General features: G+C 61.6%; 15 protein-coding genes and 3 pseudogenes. 4 read left to right on the top strand and 14 right to left on the bottom strand.

Annotated elements, in window-relative coordinates; translation table 11 throughout:
• Positions 1 to 372: 372 nt before the first annotated feature.
• From feaR to DTP52_RS26965, 3 genes are all read right to left on the bottom strand, one after another.
• Complete coding sequence (gene feaR / locus DTP52_RS26955) at positions 373 to 1,335, bottom strand: transcriptional regulator FeaR (protein WP_109756089.1); 963 nt, start codon at positions 1,333 to 1,335, stop codon at positions 373 to 375.
• A 122-nt stretch (positions 1,336 to 1,457) separates the two neighbouring features.
• Positions 1,458 to 2,078: a DUF3156 family protein gene (locus DTP52_RS26960; protein ID WP_162893824.1), complete on the bottom strand. Its 621-nt coding sequence runs from the start codon at positions 2,076 to 2,078 to the stop codon at positions 1,458 to 1,460.
• Positions 2,023 to 3,522 (bottom strand): APC family permease, encoded by a 1,500-nt coding sequence (locus DTP52_RS26965; RefSeq protein ID WP_109756090.1) that lies wholly within the window; start codon positions 3,520 to 3,522, stop codon positions 2,023 to 2,025. Before DTP52_RS26965 ends, DTP52_RS26960 begins: the two co-directional genes overlap by 56 nt.
• A 293-nt stretch (positions 3,523 to 3,815) precedes the next feature.
• Between DTP52_RS26965 and DTP52_RS26970 the strand changes: the two genes are divergently transcribed.
• Entirely contained in the window at positions 3,816 to 5,144 is a 1,329-nt protein-coding gene (locus DTP52_RS26970; protein WP_109756219.1) for an alginate export family protein, read from the top strand.
• 42 nt (positions 5,145 to 5,186) lie between these two features.
• Here DTP52_RS26970 and DTP52_RS31770 read toward each other — a convergent pair.
• Together DTP52_RS31770 and DTP52_RS31510 are read right to left on the bottom strand one after the other, a co-directional pair.
• Positions 5,187 to 5,456, bottom strand: a pseudogene (locus tag DTP52_RS31770) (methyl-accepting chemotaxis protein); the annotation flags it as partial.
• Positions 5,445 to 6,155 (bottom strand): annotated as a pseudogene (locus DTP52_RS31510) (PAS domain-containing protein); the annotation flags it as partial. The pseudogenes DTP52_RS31770 and DTP52_RS31510, both read right to left, overlap by 12 nt.
• A gap of 208 nt (positions 6,156 to 6,363) precedes the next feature.
• Between DTP52_RS31510 and DTP52_RS26980 the strand changes: the two are divergent.
• Positions 6,364 to 7,851 (top strand): aldehyde dehydrogenase family protein, encoded by a 1,488-nt coding sequence (locus DTP52_RS26980; RefSeq protein WP_109756092.1) that lies wholly within the window; start codon positions 6,364 to 6,366, stop codon positions 7,849 to 7,851.
• A gap of 147 nt (positions 7,852 to 7,998) precedes the next feature.
• Here DTP52_RS26980 and DTP52_RS26985 read toward each other — a convergent pair whose 3' ends face one another.
• The 5 genes from DTP52_RS26985 to DTP52_RS27005 all read right to left on the bottom strand — a co-directional run bounded on the left by DTP52_RS26985 (position 7,999) and on the right by DTP52_RS27005 (position 13,856).
• Positions 7,999 to 9,456 (bottom strand): amidase, encoded by a 1,458-nt coding sequence (locus DTP52_RS26985; protein ID WP_109756093.1) that lies wholly within the window; start codon positions 9,454 to 9,456, stop codon positions 7,999 to 8,001.
• A gap of 17 nt (positions 9,457 to 9,473) precedes the next feature.
• Complete coding sequence (locus DTP52_RS26990) at positions 9,474 to 10,730, bottom strand: MFS transporter (protein WP_109756094.1); 1,257 nt, start codon at positions 10,728 to 10,730, stop codon at positions 9,474 to 9,476.
• Positions 10,731 to 10,742: 12 nt separating this feature from the next.
• A complete protein-coding gene (locus DTP52_RS26995; RefSeq protein WP_109756095.1) occupies positions 10,743 to 11,675 on the bottom strand; it encodes a transporter in 933 nt (310 codons plus the stop codon).
• 69 nt (positions 11,676 to 11,744) lie between these two features.
• The gene (locus tag DTP52_RS27000) at positions 11,745 to 12,737 is read right to left on the bottom strand and encodes a helix-turn-helix domain-containing protein (RefSeq protein WP_109756096.1); all 993 of its coding nucleotides are present in this window, start codon (positions 12,735 to 12,737) and stop codon (positions 11,745 to 11,747) included.
• A gap of 111 nt (positions 12,738 to 12,848) precedes the next feature.
• Complete coding sequence (locus DTP52_RS27005; protein WP_109756097.1) at positions 12,849 to 13,856, bottom strand: ABC transporter substrate-binding protein; 1,008 nt, start codon at positions 13,854 to 13,856, stop codon at positions 12,849 to 12,851.
• A gap of 250 nt (positions 13,857 to 14,106) precedes the next feature.
• Here DTP52_RS27005 and DTP52_RS27010 point away from each other — a divergent pair.
• A pseudogene (locus tag DTP52_RS27010) lies at positions 14,107 to 14,460 on the top strand (AraC family transcriptional regulator); the annotation flags it as partial.
• A 201-nt stretch (positions 14,461 to 14,661) separates the two neighbouring features.
• On the opposite strand, the gene DTP52_RS27015 reads toward DTP52_RS27010, so the two are convergent.
• On the bottom strand, positions 14,662 to 15,279 hold the full coding sequence (locus DTP52_RS27015; RefSeq protein ID WP_109756098.1) for a hypothetical protein: 618 nt from the start codon (positions 15,277 to 15,279) through the stop codon (positions 14,662 to 14,664).
• Positions 15,280 to 15,726: 447 nt separating this feature from the next.
• Between DTP52_RS27015 and DTP52_RS27020 the strand changes: the two genes are divergently transcribed.
• The gene (locus tag DTP52_RS27020) at positions 15,727 to 16,638 is read left to right on the top strand and encodes a LysR substrate-binding domain-containing protein (RefSeq protein WP_003201562.1); all 912 of its coding nucleotides are present in this window, start codon (positions 15,727 to 15,729) and stop codon (positions 16,636 to 16,638) included.
• A 210-nt stretch (positions 16,639 to 16,848) separates the two neighbouring features.
• Here the strand turns inward: DTP52_RS27020 and DTP52_RS27025 are convergent, their stop codons facing one another.
• The 3 genes from DTP52_RS27025 to DTP52_RS27035 all read right to left on the bottom strand — a co-directional run bounded on the left by DTP52_RS27025 (position 16,849) and on the right by DTP52_RS27035 (position 19,904).
• The gene (locus DTP52_RS27025; protein WP_232200263.1) at positions 16,849 to 17,829 is read right to left on the bottom strand and encodes an ABC transporter substrate-binding protein; all 981 of its coding nucleotides are present in this window, start codon (positions 17,827 to 17,829) and stop codon (positions 16,849 to 16,851) included.
• A 238-nt stretch (positions 17,830 to 18,067) separates the two neighbouring features.
• A complete protein-coding gene (gene argE / locus DTP52_RS27030) occupies positions 18,068 to 19,237 on the bottom strand; it encodes an acetylornithine deacetylase (RefSeq protein WP_109756100.1) in 1,170 nt (389 codons plus the stop codon).
• Complete coding sequence (locus DTP52_RS27035; protein WP_109756101.1) at positions 19,230 to 19,904, bottom strand: DUF1028 domain-containing protein; 675 nt, start codon at positions 19,902 to 19,904, stop codon at positions 19,230 to 19,232. The genes argE and DTP52_RS27035 overlap by 8 nt, the downstream gene beginning before the upstream one ends.
• Positions 19,905 to 19,913 lie beyond the last annotated feature (9 nt).

The following is a 19,913-nucleotide window of genomic DNA, read 5'->3' on the forward strand; positions in this document are numbered from 1 at the left end:
CGTTTTGAGCCACCGGCCAAGAGCTTCGCGGTGGTTGGCGATGGCTTGAGTGATTTTCAGGTCTTCGCGGTAAACGACGATTTCGGCCTTCGCTACATCGATACCAATAACCGTTGGTGAGTTAAGGATTGTCATGACGAATCCTCGGAGCTAGGGTTTAGGTGCTTGTCGGGGTCTACCTTTGCGCTGGCTTGCCTCTATCGTCGGTTTTACCGATGAATTCCTTATCGGCGCTTTAGGTAGAAAGGGCGGAACGAGAAGTCTCCCACGGTCCGTACTGGCTAGAGTCGGAATCGAGCTTTTAGTCCCGCCCACCCCTTCAAGTCTAAACATACAAGCGAGCTGGCTCGCGATAGCGATCGTCCACCTCGCTCAAGCCGCCCCCTGCCCCACCTGCAAACGGCTGGAGCGAAACTCCTTGGGCGACAGCTCGAACTGCTTCTTGAATGAACGGCTGAAATGCGCCGAATCGGTGAAGCCCCACTTGTAGGCGATCGAGGTAATGGACTCGTCCCGCAGGAACGGGTTGGTCAGGTCATCGGCACTGCGCTTGAGCCGGGCCCGCTGGATGTAGCGGCAAACGCTGTCATCCTGCTCTTCGAACAAACGATACAGATGCCGCACCGAAATATTCAGCCGATTGGCCAGGCCCACCGGGGTGAGGCCGGGCTGGCTGAGTGATTCGTCGATGACCTTCTGCACATAGCTGCGCAAGTGGCTGCCCTGTAACGCAACGCCCTCGTCACGGGCATCGCTGCCCTGTTCCAGGGCCGAGCCCAACAGCGAAACGAAGGCACTCTGCAAGGCTTCACCCTCGCCCGCCGCGCCATCACCGTCCGGTGTGTCCTTGCACAACTGGTCCATCAACACATGCAGCATCCGCCCGCACGCCTTGCTGGACGACACCTTGCCGAAGGTCTTGGTTTCCCCGCCCAGTTGCCGCGACACTTTCTGGCGAGACAAGGACAGCACCGCGTGCTCGATCAGGCCGAACGGGCTGATCTCAAGCGCCCCTACGGAATCCATCAACAACAATTCACCGGGCGCCAATTGAATACTCCGGCCATTCTGAGTAATGCGGCAGTAGCCGCTGCGCTGGCTGACCAGGAGGCAATCCTGGTCATCATCGTGATCGGCGTTGGATGAGTGACGTTTGATGCTACCGGCATTGGTCCGCAGGTTCGCGAGGGCAAGGCCACCGCGATGGACATTCGATACTTCACCAATGAACAACGCACGATTGAAGGCCAGCTCGGTATCGAAGTGGCCGCAAGTCGCCCGCAGATCCCGGTTCCAGGCGTCCAGACCGTCTTGCCCAACCTGTTGCATGCTCATGGCGTTCTCCGCAGTGGCTTATTGTTTTTGTACGGCAATAGTTAACATGTTATCTATATGCACGCAACAAGTACCTGATCGCCAGAGCAGTAGCAGGAATGATGCCAGGGCAGAGAATCGAATCAGAGCGTTGCCAGCACTCGTTGCAGGCCGCTCAAGGTCGCCAGCAAGACGCTGCGCTGCTCGCGGCTCAACGGGATATAGCGACGAAAGGCCGGCATGCGATTGACCACTTCGCTACCGCCCATGTGTTCCAGGCGCACGCACCACTGGTGTCCCTGCAGGTCAATGCGCAGCCGTTTGAAATCCAGCGGCATAAGGGCTTGATACAGCACAGGGTCCTTCTCCACAGCCGTCTGCACTCTGGTCGCCAGGTCACTGTGCCCGTCCCGCTGCCGACAACGAATACCACTGCGCCGGACAGCCCCGCCGTGGTGCAATTCCAGGCGTGCCGTGCCCTCTCGGGAAGCAGGCACGCGCAGCACGAACTCGGTCATCACCAGGTGCATCAGCAACTGCGATTCGGTGCGTTCGACAACCTCCAGTTGCAGGTTGCCATCGTCGCTGACAGCCGTCGCCATCGCCGGGCCGGTGACTTCGAATCGCGCCAGTGCGATGTTGCGTCGCAGGTGCTCCAGGGTTACCCCGGGCCGATAACCGGCCGGGGGGCGCTGGGGGCTGAACAACTCAGACAGTTTTTGCAGCAGGCTCGATAAACTCGTCCGCAGGTTGCCCTGGCTCATGGGAAAACTCCTTGGCCAGTACGTCTTCCACCGACGCTGGCTTGAATGGATTGACCTTCTGCACCACCAGGGTCCAGAACAAGGCATACGCTGCGGTGCCGCCGAGCATCACCGCGAATGGAATGTAGATGTCCGCCGGGTTCATGCCAGGCGGTGTGATGAACCACATGCCCAGGACAATGCCGACACTGGACACGATTTGTGGCAACGGGAACCACGGCGAGCGATAGGCCCTCGGCAGATCAGGGCGACGAATGCGCAGGCTGACCACCGACACGGTCACCAGCAGGTAGGCAAAGCTCCAGGCACACACCGCAGCCAGCACCAGGTGCATGATGTTGTCGGTATTGCCACCCAGCCACAACGCATGCAGGCAGGGAATCAGCATCGCCATCAGGATGCACAGCAGCGGCGTCTTGAAGCGCGGGTGCAGATACGTGAAAACCTTCGGCAAGGCGCCATCCACCGCCATGCCATAGAGAATCCGCGGCACGCCAGCCATCAGGGTGTTGATGGTCGCCGCACCGGCAAACAGAAAGCCGATCCCCAGCCACATCGGGCCGATATCGCCCATGACCTGTTCGGCGAACCGTGGAATCGCCATGGGGGTGTCCAGCAGATGCACACCGCTGGTGGCATCGAGCAGCACGTTTTCCACCTGGCGCTTCATCGCCGCACCGTAGATGAACATGCAGGTGGCGACGCTGAACAAGCCCAGCATCATGGCCCGGGGCATGGTCCGGGCGGAGTGACGCAGGTCCGGGGCCAGCGGCGTGACGAATTCACAGCCGACGAACATGAACATGGCCATGCCCACCAACGACAACACCGTGACCAGATCGGTGCCCACCACGGATGCACCGAACCAGCCCTCCAGCTCCACCGCTGGTGCGGCGATCAGGCCCAACACGCCGAACACCATCAGGGTGGTCCACATGCCGAACGTCAGGATGATTTCGGCCCGGCCAAAGGCGCTGACGCCAAACGCATTGAGCACGCCAAAGACCACCACGAACCCCACGCCCAGCAACCAGGAGCCGCCTGCCGATTCGGCCAGGGTGTTGAGGTGTTCGAAATTCACCAGGGCCATGACACCGGCCAGGATGGTCTCGGCGGTGCCGGCGAACACATGGACAATCAGATAGGCCGACAAGGTACCGGTAATCGCGAAGAAGCGTCCCATGCCACAGTTGATGTAGTCATAGACCGAGCCGGTGGTGGGCAGAATCGACGCCGCCTCGGCAAACGTCGTCGCCTGGGCCAGCATCATTATCACGGCGATCAGCATCGCCACGGCAAAGGCGCTGCCGCCGATGCCAAAGCCCATGGTCGCGGTGAGAATCACGGGGCTCGCCATGATCAGGCCAATGGTGCTGGCCAACGCAGTGGGAAAACCCACCGAACCCCGGTTCAAGTGCTCGGAGAGCCTGTCATTGATCGACATGGTGCAAGATCCTCGAAAGCGGATTTTTAGTATGGATGCCACAGCCGTCCAGGAACCGGCGATCATGCCTTCCCCAACCGGTCCCTGATCGAAACGGCGTTGCGTGCAGCATTACTCTGCGCCCCCCCCGCCCTGGGCGTCTTGCCCATGTCTGCCGCCGGTTTTGTTGCTGCCTGCCAACACCGCCACGCTGGCGGCCTGGGTCAATTCCCTGGCAGGCAGGTGAAAGACTTCCCCAGGTGTCACTCCCCTTAATGCCCTCTCTGCTGTCCTATCACACTGGGGAATCCATCATGGAGCACACACGTCGTCCGCCTTTGCTGCGCAACGCCATCGGCCTGGGCATCGCCCTGCTGGTCGCTGATTCATCGGCCCAGGCCTATGAGCTTTACACCGACGAAGACACCACCGTCACCGGTAACTTCCTGGCGGTCTACGGGCTGTTCAACAGCCGCAAGAACTATGACGGCACCGCCGGCGGTTCGAGCTGGCGCGAAGGCTTCATCAAGTATGGCCTGAGTATCGACCAGACACTCGGCGACCTGGGTAGCGTCTATGGCACGGCCAATCTGGTCAGCTCCGGCACTTGGGGCGATGGCGATGCGGCCGGCCTGAGCGACGGCTCCGAGCGCACCACCAAGTTCGATGAAGCCTTTGCCGGCTGGCGTTCGGGGGATCTGTTCCCGGCATTGGGCAAGGACGGTATGGACCTGTCCTACGGTCGCCAAGTGATCACCCTGGGCGACGGTTTCATCATCAACGACGATGGCCTGAACCTGGGCAAAGGTGTGGCCGATGGCGAGCTCAACCGCGGCGGCGCCTACTACCTGGCAGCCCGTCATGCCTTCGACAAGACCGCTGTCGTACGCCTGGGTGGCAAGGACGGCGTGCATGGCAGCCTGATGTGGATCAAGTCCGACAACCCTGCCCAGGCCAATACCGAGATGACCGCCAGCACCCTGGAATACACCGCCGCGCCTGGCACCCTGGGGCTGACCTATATCCATGGCATCGATGTCGATGACCGTTATGCCAGCGACTTCCAGAAACAGCGCGAAGGCATGGACATCTACAGCCTGCGCGGCGCCGGGAATGCCGGCATCGAAAATGCCCACTTCTCCTTCGAGTACGCCTGGCAGGACAAGGATGCGGGCCCGGAAAAAGCCTGGTATGCCGAAGCCGGCTACACCTTCGCCGACCTGCCCTGGACGCCGGACCTGACTTATCGCTACAGCCGCTACTCCAAGGACTGGGACTCGATGTTCAACGGGCAGAACCGTGGCTATGGCACCTGGTTCCAGGGTGAAGTGGCGGGCAACTATGCTGGCCCGTTCAACAGCAACACTGCCATCCAGCACATCGGCCTCAAACTCAAGCCAGCAGAAACCGTGACCATTGGCGCGCTGTTCTTCGACTACCAGACCCTGCACACCCGCCAAGCGCTGAACCTCGACGCGCAGGAGCTGGACCTGTACGTGGAATGGGCGGTGAATGAACACCTGATCGTCACGCCGCTGCTGGGCCTGTACAAGCCTGAAAAGGATGAGGGCAGCGGTGGCAATCAGGTAGGCGGCAACGGCACCAACGTCTACAGCCAGTTGGTGGTGGCGGTTCCGTTCTGAACGTGTCGGGAACTGCCCCAGCGGCAGTTCCCGGTCGGTCTACTGTCTGTGCTGATGCAACATGGTCTGGATCTGATGGGTTGCCTGCCGGGTACTTTGCGCCAGCTTGCGCACCTCATCGGCCACCACCGAAAAACCGCGCCCGACTTCACCGGCCCTGGCGGCTTCAATCGCGGCATTCAAGGCGAGCAGATTGGTCTGGTCGGCGATGCCCTTGATTACCCCCACGACCGTGGCAATCTGGGCGTAGGTCACCTGGTTCTGTTCGAGCATGCGCTGATGGGTGGACTGGGCCGAGCGCTCGTCACTGATATCACGTACCGCACCAATGACCCGGACCAGTTGCCCGTGTGGGTCGCGTACCGCCCGACCCCGCTCACGGCACCAGATGTAATCGCGGCTCTTGTGGCGCATGCGGTATTCGAAAACGTATTCGCCGCTGCCCTGGGGACCGAGGATTTCCCGGTCGAAGACAGCCATGATCTTCGGCAGGTCGTCCGGGTGGGTGATGCCAACCTGGGCATCCCAGCCGTCGTGCAAATCGTCAGGCCCGTAACCCAGCAGTGAACGGAACTGACTGGAAAAACGCATGCCACTGGCCGGGTGCTGGAGATCACCGTTGACGACCGTGATATCCCAGCAGCCTTCAGTCAGGGTCGATTGCAGCAACTCCCAGATCTGCGCGTCCTGGCGTTGTCGCTGCACCTGCTGGCCGAGTTCGTCCAAGCGAATTTCAAGCGCCTGCTCGCGCTCGCAGGCTTGCTCCAGCTGCTGGCGCACTAAGTGCAGTTCGTGCTCACTTTGCTGCCATCGCAGGGTTTGCGCCTCCACCTGCGCTTCGGCCTGACGCAGGTGCGCAGCGACGTTCTCCATCTGCCGCGCGTGCTGCTCAAGGAGGTTCCGCAGTTGCGGATATGCATCGAGCATCGGCGTGCCTTCCATTTCGCCGGCCAGCACGCGCTGCACCTGTACGGTCAACGCCAGTTTCTGTTTGTTGGTCTGGAGAAACATCGCCTGCCCCTATGCCATCAAGTCGAAACCTGGATCTGATCGCAAACCGGCCAGGCTGGCTTGTCCCTGCCTGCACAGGGCCTTGCTCCTGGCTGCCAACGCGCAGACTGGCAGCCACAGACATACGACGCGGCAGGCACAGTCAAGCTGGACAGCCCTGCCGGTATTACTCTCGGGGCTTTCCCTTGTTCGCGATCAGGAAACCCTCATGAGCGATATTGCCCTGCTGCCTCAGGTTCAAGCCTTCCTCGATAGACATCACGCCCTGTTCATCGACGGTGGCTACGTCGAAAGCCAGGGCAGCCAGACACTGAACGTCGTCAACCCTGCCACCGGCCAGGTCATCGCCCAGGTCAGCGACGCCACTGCCGGCGATATCGATGTGGCGGTGCAATCGTCCCGCCGCGGCTTCGAGCAGTGGTCTCAAACCGCGCCGGCGGTCCGCGGCCATGTGCTGCTCAAGCTGGCGGACCTGTTGGAGCGCAACCGCGAAGAGCTGGCGCAGATCGAAACCTGCCAGTCGGGGAAGATCATCCACATCTCCCGTGCCTTCGAAGTCGACCAGGCCGCCCACTTCCTGCGCTATTACGCTGGATGGGCGACCAAGATCAACGGCGAGACGATCACCCCATCGTTGCCCTCCTTCACAGGCGAACGCTACACCGCGTTCACCTTGCGCGAACCAGTCGGGGTGGTGGTCGGTATCGTGCCGTGGAATTTCTCCACCATGATCGCCATCTGGAAACTGGCTTCAGCCCTGGTGACCGGTTGCAGTGTCATCATCAAGCCCAGCGAGTTCACCCCGCTGACCATCCTGCGCATCGCGGAACTGGCCATCGAGGCTGGCCTGCCGGCCGGTGCCCTGAATGTGCTGACCGGCGGCGGCCAGGTGGGCAAGGGGCTGATCGAGCATCCGGGCACCAACAAGGTTTCATTCACCGGCTCCATACCCACCGGCCTGGCGGTGGGCCAGGCGGCCATGGGCGCCGGGTTGACCCGTACGACCCTGGAACTGGGTGGGAAGAATGCAGCGGGGTTCCTGCCTGATATCGACCCCGAGGTCGCGGTCAACGGCATCATCGAGGCGGGATTTCTGCATTCGGGACAGATCTGCGCGGCGGCGGAACGGTTCTTTGTCCATCGCTCGCAGATCGAGTCGATCATGGACAAACTAGCCCAGCGCCTGGGCAAACTCACTATCGGCTCACCCCTGGACGAACGCACCGAATTCGGCCCGGTGACCAACCGTCAGCACCAACGCAAGCTCGAGGAATTCTTCGCCAAGGCCCGCGCGCAGAACAACACCATCGTCCACGGCGGCAAGCTGATCGATGGGCCGGGTTGCTACGTCGAGCCAACCATCATCCTCGCCAATCGCCGCGACGACAGCCTGCTCCACGAAGAAACCTTCGGCCCGATCGCCACGTTCTTCCCTTACGACACAGAGGAGGAGTTGCTGGAGCTGATGAACGACACGCCCTACGGCCTGAGCGCCAGCCTCTGGACCAACGACCTGGGCAAGGCCCTGCGCATGGTCCCCGCCATCGAAGCCGGCACGGTGTGGGTGAACATGCACACCCTGCTCGACCCAGCCGTGCCTTTTGGCGGCAACAAGTCTTCCGGGATAGGCCGTGAATTCGGCAGCGCATTCATCGACGACTACACCGAGCTGAAATCGGTGATGATCCGCTACTGAACAACAAAGGGCCCTGGAGCCATACCCCAGGGCCCTACCCATCCCAAATCCCTCTGTGGGAGCGAGCCTGCTCGCGATAGCGGAGCATCAGTCAATGTTAATGCCGACTGACACAACGCCATCGCGAGCAGGCTCGCTCCCACACTTTTACCGCCGGCAGGCGTTGACCGTTGGGATTCGGCCGCGCCATGGTTGGGCGCGCTCCAGTTGCGCGGCCAGCGCCAGCAGCGTGTGTTCCTCGCCGAAACGACCGGCAAAATGCGCGCCCATCGGCAGGCCATTGGCGCTCCAGGACAACGGCACTGACATCGCCGGCTGGCCGCTGGCATTGAACAGCGCGGTGAACGGCGAATAACTGTGGTAGCGCTCGATCAGTTGATCCAGGCTCATGCACACGTCCTGCAGATCCAGCTCGCCAATTGGCACCGGCTCACGAGTCAGGACCGGGGTCAGGATCACGTCGTAATCCTGCATGAACACCGCCAACTGCCGGCCGAGGGCATGAATCCACTCCACCGCCGCGGCATACTGGGCGCCGCTGACGTTGCCCTTGTCCCGCAAGATAATCCGCGTGCGTACCTCCAGCTCTTCGGCTTGCACGGCAAACCCACGCATCTGGCCCAGCAGGTCAACATAGTGACGAGAGCTGGCGCCGATGATGGTGAACACGTGATCGAGAAATTCCAGCAGCCCCACCGGCAGGCTCACCGATTCGACGCGATGCCCCAACGACTCGCACAACCGCGCGGCCTCGCCCACCGCCTGAAGGCTCTGTGGTGACGTAGGCCAAGGACCGAGCTGCTCGACCAGGGCTATGCGTAGCGGCTTGGGATCGGCCTGCACTGCCATCGCATACGGCAACGCCTGGATCGGCGCGGCGTAAGGCGCGCCCAGGTCCATCCCAGCAGTGGCATCCAGCAACGCCGCACTGTCGCGCACCGACAGGGTGATGGCATGAGGTGTGCCCATCCCCGCCCAGCCCTCGCCCACTATTGGTCCTGACGGCAGCAAGCCACGGCTGGGCTTGAACCCGAACACACCGCAGCAGGACGCCGGCACGCGCAATGAACCGCCACCGTCGTTGCCGTGGGCGAACGGCACCACCCGGGCCGCCACCAGTGCCGCCGCGCCACCGCTGGAACCACCGGCGCTGTGGTCGGTGCTCCAAGGGTTGCGTGTGGCACCAAAACGCGCAGACTCGGTGGAGTATGAAGTGCCAAACTCAGGCGAAGTACTGGTGCCCATCACCAGACATCCGGCACGCCGCAAACGCGTCACGATTTCCGATTCGAAATCCGCACGAAAGTCGCCCAGTGCGCGAGAACCGTTGGTCATCGCCGCACCATGAACTGGTGAAAACAGGTCTTTGATCAAGGTCGGCACACCGGCCAGCAGGCCTTGACCGACCTGTGGCGTGCGCGCCGTCTGCCGGGCCGAATCGTACAAGCGCTCGGCCACCGCATTGAGCTGCGGCTCGACTCGCTCCAGACGCTCGATGGCAGTCTCCAGCAGTTCGCCTGGCCGGACCTCGCCACGCCTGACCCATTCGGCCAGCGCCGTGGCATCTTCACTGTCCATCAAGTGGTGAATGTCTTGCGTACCCATGTTTCAGGTTCCTTATGTCACGACGATTGATGTGATCCGACGGTGGTCGCTTGCCCTTGGCCGCGTGTGCGCAGGCCGGCAACGACCCAGAGCAGCGCCAAGGCAAAACTGGTCAGGGCCAGCCACTGGATGGCGTGACGCAGGTCACCGGCGAACACAATCACCAAGGCCACCACCAGCGGACTGACGAACTGGCCGATATACAGGCACGAGGTAAACCCACCCAGGCCCCGGCCGCGGGTGCTGGCGGTCAACGCATTCATCACCGGCGCCATCACGTTGGGCACCAACAGCCCGGCCCCCAGGCCTTGGATGAACACCGCCACCAGCACTTCGTTATAGCTTTGCCCGCGCATCAACAGCCACAGCCCCAGGCCCATCAGGCCAAGCAACAACGCATTGCAACCGGCGATGCCGAAGCGACGGCGCAGCAACGGCCACGTCAGCGAACCGACCAAGGTCGCCAACAGGCTCAGCCCCGCCGCCAGGCCGATCATCGTGCTGGAGGTGATGCCGAGGCTGACCAACAGCGTCGGCGCCTGGATCGGCATGATGAACGTCAGGACCATGCCACCGAGGATCATCAGGTAGCCGACCAGCAGTTGAGGCAAGGCGACCTTGGCCGGCCCCGACGCCTCGACGTGCGGCTCGCCCCCCTGCGGCTTCAAAACCGGCGGTTCCCAAAGCACCTTCATCATTGCCGGCACCAGCAACAATGGCAGCAAGTACAGGAGGAACGGCGCACGCCACGAGTGTTCTCCAAGCGCACCTCCCACTACGAAAAACAGCGCTCCCACCAGGCCGATGGTCACCACTTGCCGGTTGACGTAGCGCAGTCGCTCCTCACCGTGCCAATAGTCCGCTATCAGCGTCGCGCAACAGGTCATCACCGCCGCCTCCGTACAACCGAACAACAGCCGCACACCGACAATCGAGGGCAGGCTATCGAGCATGGCCGGCAACGCGCCGAGCAAGGCGTAGAGAATCGTCGCAAGCACCAGCAAGGCCTTGCGCCCGACCCTGTCGGCCAGCCAGCCGGCCAATGGCGCGCACAGGGCAATCGCCAGGGCCGGCCCGGTGACCGCCAACGGCACCAACAGATCGGCGCGTGGCTCCAGGGGCCCGAATTCTGCGCCCAACCTGGGCAAGACGGGCGCGACCATCACCGAACCCATGATTGTCAGACTGCTGCCTAGCATCAGCACCAGTCCTTCACGCCAACTGGCCTGGCGAGACAGGATGGTCGCCGTTGAAACGGAACTTGATTGGTTCATGGCGAGCCCCTTTTAGAAACTGTGAGAAATACGCAGCGCCGTGGTGTAACCCTCGGCGCGGTTTCGCGCGTCGAGCTCCTTGTAGACATGCAGCCACACTGGGGGCATACCTGGCTTGAAGTAGCTCACCGCCGGCCCGACAGCCAGCACTCGGGCGCGATTGCCTGTTTCCAGGCCCGGGGCATCGTCGTCGTTGAATTGCCGGTAGTAATAGCCACCCATGCCCACGGTCCATGGGCCGACGTGCTGGCCCACGGCGAACTCGTGGCGGTACTCGACACCGTTCTTGTAGTCGGTGGCGTGGTTGCGCGTGTTGATGTCGGCCTCAAAGCTTGAGGACACTTCGAAGCCGCTGTCGGAGATATAAGTGGCGTTGAGGATCGGCGAGAAGGTCCAGTGGTTCAGACCCGGCGAGATCAAGCGATTCTTGTCGTAGTCGCCTGTGGGAGCCTGGATCTGGAACTGGGCGTTGACGAACAGGTTCGGCGACAGTGTCCACTGCAGGATCACCGGCAGCACCTGCATGTCGGCCATGCGAAACGGATCGGCCTCCAGGTTCAGTGGGCCGACAGGCGTCTGCACCTGTAGCGAAGCGTCCATCTGGAAGAACGGCACGACGGCGCCGAAGCCATACTTGGCGCCCAGCACGGTGTAATCGGTCATGCGCATGTAGGCGACGCCGATGGACAAGACATCCAGGGAGAAATTGTTGTCCACGGACTTGCCGTGGCGATCCTTCTGCACGTTGGCCGAATAGAACGCGGTGCGCAGGCCGACGGTGCCAAAGGGCGTGGCCGGCGGCATCATGCCCGCGCCGAAATCGTAGACCCCGACCGCCGTGGTCGGCGCGCCGTTTTCGGTGCCATGGGCAGCACCGCATGCACCGATCAGCCCCAGGGTTAACCACGTACAGTGCCAGACGTTTGTTTTTTTATTTTGGTACATCGAATGCCCCTCCAACCATGTGGTGTCGGGGTCATCCTAGGGAGGCGGCCGGTCAGCCGTTATCCGTTTTCAGCACAGATGCGTGCGGCGCAGGGTTTGGGAAGGTGTCTCGCCGAACAGCACCCGATAGTCGCTGGAAAACCGGCTCAAGTGCCAGAACCCCCAGCGTGCCGCCACCTCCTGTACACCCTGGGCGTGGCGGCCGCTGCGCAGTTCGCGGCGCACGGCATTGAGGCGCAACGCCCGCAAATAGGCCACCGGATTGATACCCAGGGTTTCCTGGAAGCAATACTGCAATTTGCGCCGGCTGGCACCGATGTGATTGCACAGGTCGAGGATCGACAGTGGCTCATCGACATGGGCCAAGGCGTACTCCCGGGCACGGTCGACCATGCGCTTGCGCGCCGTGGGGTTGAGCGGCGGTGCCTCGTCCGGTGCCACCAGTTCCAGTATGTGCAACATCACCGTGTCACGCAGGCCACGGCGAATCGACTCGTACCCCAGCAATGAGTCTCGCCCCTGCTCGCCCCCTTCAAGCTCATCGAACAACGCCGCGAGCTCGGCCGGCAGCGTCGAGTTGCCAAGACGGTAACACTTGGGAAGATCGGTAATTCGAAAGTGACTGCCTTGACACGCCAGCACATGCTCCAACGCCTGCTCGTCGACGGTGACACCGAGCAGATCCAGATGCTGGGGCGTGCGCAGCTCGGGCAGGTTATGGCCGCGAGCGACCAACAGGCTGGGCTCGATAATCGGGTGCCCGGAGCAAAAGAGCGGCCCGTCCGCACTCAGCGGCACGCTGAAAGTGATGGCGCCTTCCCAGGCCATGCCCCGCTTGGTCAGGGCTTGATTAGAGCGGTCGCGCACCAGTTGCATCCAGTCCGAGCGGAACTCGATCAACTCACCGTCGAAGCGTCCGGGGGTCAATTGGTCATAGCAGACCTGCCAGCCTCCCATGTTCCGGGCGTGCTCGTCGATGTCTGTGGTGCGGAACCGATTGATCGGCAGCGTCGGCAACAGGTCCGACGAAACCGCTGGCAGCGCCATGTTGGAGTTGTTCATTGACCCGACCTTTGATGATTCCAGGGCTTACGGGTCAAAGCTCAGGCAAGTTCCATTCCGCCCCGTGGACCGGTCGTTCAATTGTGCCGAAAACGGATAACCGGCCAGGGTTCAGCTGCCCGCGCCGGCATGGGCCTCTTCAAAGAAATAATCTTTCCAGCTGTCGGCCTTGTTTTTCAACACGCCCAGTTCGTGCAGTTTCTCGGCATAAATGTAGGTACGTTGCGGAACGACGGTGAAGTCGATTTCAGGGTCGGTGACGATTTTTTCCACCAGCGACAGCGGCAACTTGGACTGTTCCACACGAATGTAGGTCTGGGCAGCCGCCGGCTTGTCGGCCTGGATAATGCCTTGTGCCTCCACCAGGGCGTCGTAGAACGCCTTGTAGGTCTTGGGGTTTTCGTCGTGGAATTTTTCCGTAGTGTAGAGCACGTTGAACGTCGCCGGCCCACCCAGCACATCATAGGAACTGAGCACCTTGTGCACGTTGGGGCTTTGCAGTGCCTGATACTGGAACGGTGGACTGGAGAAGTGCGAATTGATTTCCGACTGGCCGGCAATCAGCGCCGCCGTCGCATCCGGGTGCGGGAGGCTGACCGAGATGTCGTCGAACTTCTTGAAGTGGTCGTTCCCGAACACCTTGGCGGTTTCGATCTGCAACGTGCGCGACTGGAAGCCGACACCCGCCGCCGGAACGGCGATCCGGTCCTTGTCGGTGAAATCCTTGAGGCTCTTCACGTTCGGGTTGTTGGTCAGCAGATAATTGGGCATCGACCCCAGCGAGGCGATGGCCTTCACATTCTGCTTGCCGCGAGTCCGATCCCAGATTGTCAGCATCGGCGGAACTCCCGCCGACACCACATCCAAGGCACCGGTCAGCAAGGCCTCGTTCATCGCCGTAGCACCGGAAATACTGTTCCAATCCACCTTGATATCCAGGCCCTGGGCCTTGCCATGCTTCTCGATGAGCTGCTGGTCGCGCACCACATCGAGGATCAGGTAGCCGATACCGAATTGCTGGGCGATGCTGATCTTGCCTTCGGCGTGGGCCAAGGGATTGAGCAGCGCAGTGGCCGCCAGGGAAACCAACAAGGTGAGCGCAGAACGCTTGAAAGCCATGGTCTGGTGAACCTCACAGTAAGTTGAAAAGACTGAAGGCCACGACTTTAAAGCTATAAGAAAATTAATTTAAATACCTAGATAGCATAACAATAGCACCTAAATGTTCGCACCAGAGCCCATGAGTCTCGCGCTCACCGGCGCGATCGCTTGATAATCTTTGGAGACCTGCATCAAAGCGATACAGTAGCGGTGCCTGCTCCCCCAATCGTCCCCGACGAATACCAAGCGCGAAGCAATCATGAACGAGATGACCCTGGATGTGGGGATCGCCGCCGAGTCCATTTCCCAGCCGCGCACACTGGTGTTCCTGGCTTACCCGCAGATGGGCCTGTTGGACCTCACCGGTGCCCAGACCGTTTTCTGAGCCGCCACCAAAGCCATGACCGAACGTGGCCTGCCCGGCTATGCAATGCACACCGCGAGCCTGGAAGGTGGGTTGATGCGAACTGCCGAAGGTTTGGTGGTAGATACCTGTGCCCTGCATGAGCTCGACGGAACGCTCATCGACACACTGATCGTTCCCGGCGCCCCGGACATACAACAGGCGATGATCGACTGTGTCGACCTGGTGCAGTGGCTACGCAGGGCCTCGGTCCAGGCCAGTCCCTCCTTTCTGCGCCGGTCTTTCCCAGACGCCTGCCAATGATGCTTGGGCAGGCGTTCTTTTATGAAAACCAGAACAAAACCGATGGGAGCAACGCTACTGGCGATAACTGTATGTCAGTCAACATTGATGTGGCTGGTCCGCTGTCATCGCGAGCAGGCTCTCCCCCACAAGTGTTTCTTCGATCGCCGGGTCTGTTTACCAGGTATTGATCTGTGCGAGCTTGGTCGCCAACGGCAAACCGTTCCAGGTGTCCTTGGCAGCACAACCGACCGGATTATGTGCCCAGCGATACCAGACATGAAGGTTCTGGGCCCCGGCGATCAACCCCGCAAAAGGATTAAGAAGCCCCCCACCTCCGACGCCTTGCAGCCATGGCAAGCAATACACGCAGGGATGCAATTGCACATACATCACCCAATCACCGGCATTCGGCGCGACAAGGCCATAGGGCACCAAGCCATTGCCGCCCGCCACCACCAAGGCGTTACGCTCCGCATGACCGGAAAACCCGACCGCAGGCGCGCCGGGCACTACAGCCAAGGCGCCAACGATTGAAAAGCGTGAATTTCCAAAGACCACGCCATACGGCAAGGCCGCCCCGCCCGCTACGGCATTCCCCAAGGGAAAACCTGCGCCCGGATTGGGCACGGTTGCCAATGCGGCCCAACAAGAGCCGTGGGCAATACCAGCACCCGGTAGGGCCTGGGTATGGGCATGGGTCGCGCACTGTCGGGCCAGTTCCAACGCCTCGAGATAACCTGGATTCATGACGCCGCCGACGGCCACAGTGAACTGATGCAAAACAACCGGCATAAGATTATCCCTATCTTGATCGGGTTGACATCGGGCCGCTGTTGAACTCGTCCAGAATTTCAAGGCCCCTCCAGAGCACGCCAACTGAGACTAGTCGCCGAGATAAAAAATGCAAAATGGAGCGCCACGGCTCATCTACCCCATCCGCACCGCAAACGCCTGGAGCTCCCACACCATCTCCATATGTATCTATCCGCCTGGTGGCTGATCGCGCGACCTCCCCGCCGATTCCGGTGGACTGAGCCTCGTATCCGGCCAGTCCGTCCTGTCTGCGCGGGTCTTTCCCAGACGCCCGCCAACGATACGTGGGCAGGCGTTTTTTCAGGCGCTCATCCCCAAGCCAGCCTGAATATCGTCACTGCCCAGAAAAATCCGTATCAATGCCCGCCCCTTACTCCTTGTGCACAAGGTAAGGTAGGCAGTAATCATCCGTATCGAGGTGTGCCCGTGGCGTCCTATTCCTTGCGTCAGCTGAAGTACTTCGTCACCACCGTCGAATGTGGCAGCGTCGCTGAAGCGTCCCGCAAGCTGTACATCGCCCAACCGTCGATCGCCACCGCCATCAAGGGATTGGAAGACAGTTTCGGTGTGCAATTGCTCATTCGTCATCACGCCCAGGGGGTATCGTTGACGCCCGGTGGCGCGCGCTTCTATCGCAAGGCCCAGGAGCTGTTGCGCATGGCCCGGGAGTTCGAGCAGAACGCGCTGGCCGACAATGATGTGGTCAGCGGGCAGATCGACATCGGCTGCTTCGAAACCGTCGCCCCGCTCTACCTGCCACGACTGATCGCCGGCTTTCGCCAGCGCTTTCCCGGGGTGGAAATCCGCGTGCAGGATGGCGAGCAACAGGAGTTGGTACAAGGTCTCACCGGTGGTCGTTTCGATTTGGCGATTTTCTATGAACACGACCTCGACAGTACCATCGAGACCGAAGCACTCACGGCACCGCAACGCCCCTATGCGCTTTTGCCGGCGGGCCATCGCTTCGCCGATCAGGCCCAGGTGTCGCTGCGCGACCTGGCCCTCGAACCGATGATCCTGCTGGACGTACAACCCAGTCGCACCTATTTCGTGAGTATCTTCGAGGAGCTGGGCCTGACGCCCAACATCGTCTTCAGCTCGCCGTCCATCGAGATGGTGCGTGGCATGGTCGGCCAGTCCTTCGGTTTTGCCGTGCTGGTGACCCGTCCGCACTCCACCTGCACCTACGATGGGCAACACCTGGTGTGCGTCGACATCGCCGAGGACGTGACCGGTTCAGCGTTGGTGGCAGGCTGGCTCAAACGCACTCACCTCACCAAGCCGGCCCAGTTGTTCGTCGACTACTGCAAGGAACAGTTCAGGCAATGGTTGGCCTGAGCCAACCAGCCCACACCATCGCCCTGCTAAACACTCACTCTTGTGGCGAGGGGATTTATCGCCGCTGGGCTGCGCAGCAGCCCCCAAACCAGTCAGCTCTATCTGCCTGACACGCTAAGTTTGTCGGTATTTTGGGGCCGCTTCGCGCCCCAGCGGGGATAAATCCCCTCACCACAGGTCCGTATTTACAATTGATGGGACGTTCGGTGTCTAGCGAGCCGCCCAGGCGTTGAAGCGTTGTTCCAGTTCCTCGCCATGGTCGACCCAGAACTCGGCATCCACGGCCCGGGCTTCAGCCAGGTTGGCCTCGGCAGTGGGCAACTGTTCCTGTACCGCCGCCGGCAACAACGCGAGTGTCTTGCGATGCACCGGCCCATAAGGGATGTTTTCCGAGAACACCTTCTGGGTCTGCGGCTGGCTGGCAAAGGCAATGAACTGCTCGGCCAAGGCCTTGTTCGGCGTGCCCTTGACCACGGCCCAGTACTCCGGGTCGTACAGGCTCTGTGGCCAGACAATACTCAGCTTCATGCCTTCCTTTTGTGCCGACGCGATGCGCCCGTTATAGGCCGCACTCATCGCCACATCCCCCGCCACCAGCCATTGCGCCGGTTGGGCGCCGGCTTCCCACCATTGGATGTTCGGCTTGATCTGGTCCAGCTTGGCGAAGGCCCGGGACACGCCTTCCGGTGTGTTCAACACCTTGTACAAGTCCTGGGCCTTGACCCCATCGGCCAGCAAGGCGATTTCCAGGGTGTACTTGGCCCCTTTGCGCAAACCGCGTTTGCCCGGGTAATCGGCCACATTCCAGAAGTCCGCCCAGGATTTCGGCGCCTTGGCGAGCTTGCTCTGGTCATAAGCCAGGACCATCGACCAGACATAGGTGGCCACGCCACATTCGGTGAGTGCCCCCGGGACAAAATTCGCCGGGTCGCCCAGGGCCGTCTGGTCGAGCTTTTCAAACAAGCCCTCCTCACAACCACGCAGCAACTCGGGGCTTTCCACTTCGACCACATCCCAACTGGTGTGGCCGGCCGCGACCATGGCCTTGATCTTCGACAGTTCGCCGTTGTATTCGCCGGCCACGATGCTTCCCGCACCGCTGGCGTTGAAGGGTTGGAAGTAGGCCTTGTCCTGGGCCTGCTTGGTGGCGCCGCCAAAGGAAATCACGGTCAAGCTCTGGGGCGCGGCCATGACGCTGGTACTCAACAACGCCAGTGCACACGCAATATTGCAACGCAAGGATCTGGACATGAAGCGGTTCCTCGAAATGCCGGCTCGCCCGCACGAGCCGGTGACGGGACTCAAAGGTGACCGTAAACACGGGCGGTATGGTCTACAGCAAAGGCTCTTGTCGGCCTGTTCGTTGTCGCCTGGCTGACCACCAGGAATCTCCGTCCATTGAAATCGTTCTCCTCAGGCACCCTGGCGGTCAGCAATCAATGGGTTCACAGAGATAGCTCGCCAGCCGATCCATCAAGCGATCGCAGGCGGCCATTTGCTCAATGCTCACGTATTCGTCGGGCTTGTGCCCCTGGTCCATGCTGCCGGGGCCACAGACCACCGTTGGCACGCCGGCCTGGTGAAACAGGCCGCCTTCGGTGCCGAAAGCGACGGTGCCGAAAGCCTCGCTGCCGCATAGTCGCGCGACCAGTTGGGCGGCGGCGCTGTCAGGCGCGGTCGCCAGGCCCGGGTAGGCGGACAGCGCTTCAAAACGGATCGCCGTGTCGCTCGCTACCGCCTGCATCGCCGGCAGCAGGGTTTGTTCGGCATACCCCTGCAATTGCTCGGCCACCACCTGCGGATCGAAACCCGGCAAGGCGCGCACTTCGAAATCGAAACGGCAATCGGCCGGGACGATGTTCAACGCCGTACCGCCCTGGATCACGCCGACCTGCACCGTCGAATAAGCCGGATCGAAGCGCGCGTCATGCAACGAGGGATCGGCCAGCGCTGCGCCGATCTCCCCCAACCGGCCGATCAGGCGCGCCGCCTGCTCGATGGCATTTACGCCGTAAGGTGCGTAGGCCGAATGACAGGCCGCCCCCTTGATGTGGCAACGCATCGCCAACTTGCCTTTATGCCCCAGTACCGGTTGAAGTTGGGTGGGTTCGCCAATCAGGCACAAGGCTGGTGGGGGAACTCGCCGAACCAACACGTCCAACAGGCTGTGAACGCCCAGGCAACCCACCTCTTCGTCATAGGAGAACGCCAGATGCACCGGTCGCCGAAGCGCGCTGGCGAGAAACATTGGCACCGCTGCCAGAACCGAAGCCAGATACCCCTTCATGTCCGCCGTACCCCGCCCGAACCATTTGCCGTCCATCTCGCTCAGGCAGAACGGCTCGACCGTCCAGGCTTGTCCGTCCACCGGCACTACATCGGTGTGTCCGGACAACACCACGCCACCGGGCGCCGCGGGGCCGATGCTCGCCAGCAGGTTGGCTTTGGTGCGCTCGGCGTTGTAGATCAGCTCGCTGTCCACACCCAGCCCTTGCAAGTAGTCGCGCACGAACTCGATCAAGGCCAGGTTCGACTCGCGGCTGACCGTGGCAAAACCCACCAACCGTTCGAGCAACGCGCGGCTGCGCAGCTCACTCATCGCCCGGCACTCCATAACTCGGCGCCTGGGTCGGATCGAGTGCGCGGATCAGGTAATCCTGCAGTTGCGGCTGATAGGCGAGCCAGAGTCTTTCCAGTTCGCCGATGGGATTTTCCTCGGCCCAATCCACCCGCAGATCGACGATGGGCCAGGTCAGGTCATCGACCACCGACAGCGCCGCCGAATGCACCGGCCCGGCTTCACCGCCCGCCGCCTGCCCGGCCTGCAACGCATTCATCAAGCGTGCGGCAAGACAACCACCGCTGCGCTCGAAGGCCCCGACCATGGCCTCGATCACCCCACCATTGGCCAGCAGATTGCCGGCCGCCACGCATTGCTCTCCGGCCACTGCGTTGTGGGTGCCCAGGGTGTGTTCGCCGCTGAACATCGCCGTGCGCCCCTCGGCATCGATCACCGCCACCTGCCGGTATTGACTGTAGCCATTGCGCGCCAGGGTCCGCTCCAGCGCCGCTTGCGCCACCAGGCCGCCGGCCAGTTCATCGAGAATCTGCGGTCCCAGGGCCGGCAGGGTGATGTTCTGGCTCGACACCGCGCCGACACCCGCCCGTAACCAGGGACAACGGGCGCCGACGGCAATGCTCGAGGAACTGATGGCGATGCCCAGCTGGCCGGTTTCGGCACAGCGCCCAACGATGGAAAAGGTCATGTTCCGTTC

The sequence above is a fragment of the Pseudomonas sp. 43mfcvi1.1 genome (genome assembly GCF_900115935.1).
Classification (GTDB): Bacteria; Pseudomonadota; Gammaproteobacteria; order Pseudomonadales; family Pseudomonadaceae; genus Aquipseudomonas; species Aquipseudomonas bijieensis.

Excerpts from the sequence above, each read along its gene's own strand:
- DTP52_RS26995 (WP_109756095.1), bottom strand. The coding sequence starts at position 11,675 with ATGTACCAAAATAAAAAAACAAACGTCTGGCACTGTACGTGGTTAACC.
- DTP52_RS26965 (WP_109756090.1), bottom strand. The coding sequence starts at position 3,522 with ATGTCGATCAATGACAGGCTCTCCGAGCACTTGAACCGGGGTTCGGTG.
- DTP52_RS27025 (WP_232200263.1), bottom strand. The coding sequence starts at position 17,829 with ATGGCCGCGCCCCAGAGCTTGACCGTGATTTCCTTTGGCGGCGCCACC.
- DTP52_RS26985 (WP_109756093.1), bottom strand. The coding sequence starts at position 9,456 with ATGGGTACGCAAGACATTCACCACTTGATGGACAGTGAAGATGCCACG.
- DTP52_RS27015 (WP_109756098.1), bottom strand. The coding sequence starts at position 15,279 with ATGCCGGTTGTTTTGCATCAGTTCACTGTGGCCGTCGGCGGCGTCATG.
- feaR (WP_109756089.1), bottom strand. The coding sequence starts at position 1,335 with ATGAGCATGCAACAGGTTGGGCAAGACGGTCTGGACGCCTGGAACCGG.
- DTP52_RS26990 (WP_109756094.1), bottom strand. The coding sequence starts at position 10,730 with ATGAACCAATCAAGTTCCGTTTCAACGGCGACCATCCTGTCTCGCCAG.
- DTP52_RS27035 (WP_109756101.1), bottom strand. The coding sequence starts at position 19,904 with ATGACCTTTTCCATCGTTGGGCGCTGTGCCGAAACCGGCCAGCTGGGC.
- DTP52_RS26980 (WP_109756092.1), top strand. The coding sequence starts at position 6,364 with ATGAGCGATATTGCCCTGCTGCCTCAGGTTCAAGCCTTCCTCGATAGA.
- DTP52_RS26970 (WP_109756219.1), top strand. The coding sequence starts at position 3,816 with ATGGAGCACACACGTCGTCCGCCTTTGCTGCGCAACGCCATCGGCCTG.
- argE (WP_109756100.1), bottom strand. The coding sequence starts at position 19,237 with ATGAGTGAGCTGCGCAGCCGCGCGTTGCTCGAACGGTTGGTGGGTTTT.
- DTP52_RS26960 (WP_162893824.1), bottom strand. The coding sequence starts at position 2,078 with ATGAGCCAGGGCAACCTGCGGACGAGTTTATCGAGCCTGCTGCAAAAA.
- DTP52_RS27005 (WP_109756097.1), bottom strand. The coding sequence starts at position 13,856 with ATGGCTTTCAAGCGTTCTGCGCTCACCTTGTTGGTTTCCCTGGCGGCC.
- DTP52_RS27000 (WP_109756096.1), bottom strand. The coding sequence starts at position 12,737 with ATGAACAACTCCAACATGGCGCTGCCAGCGGTTTCGTCGGACCTGTTG.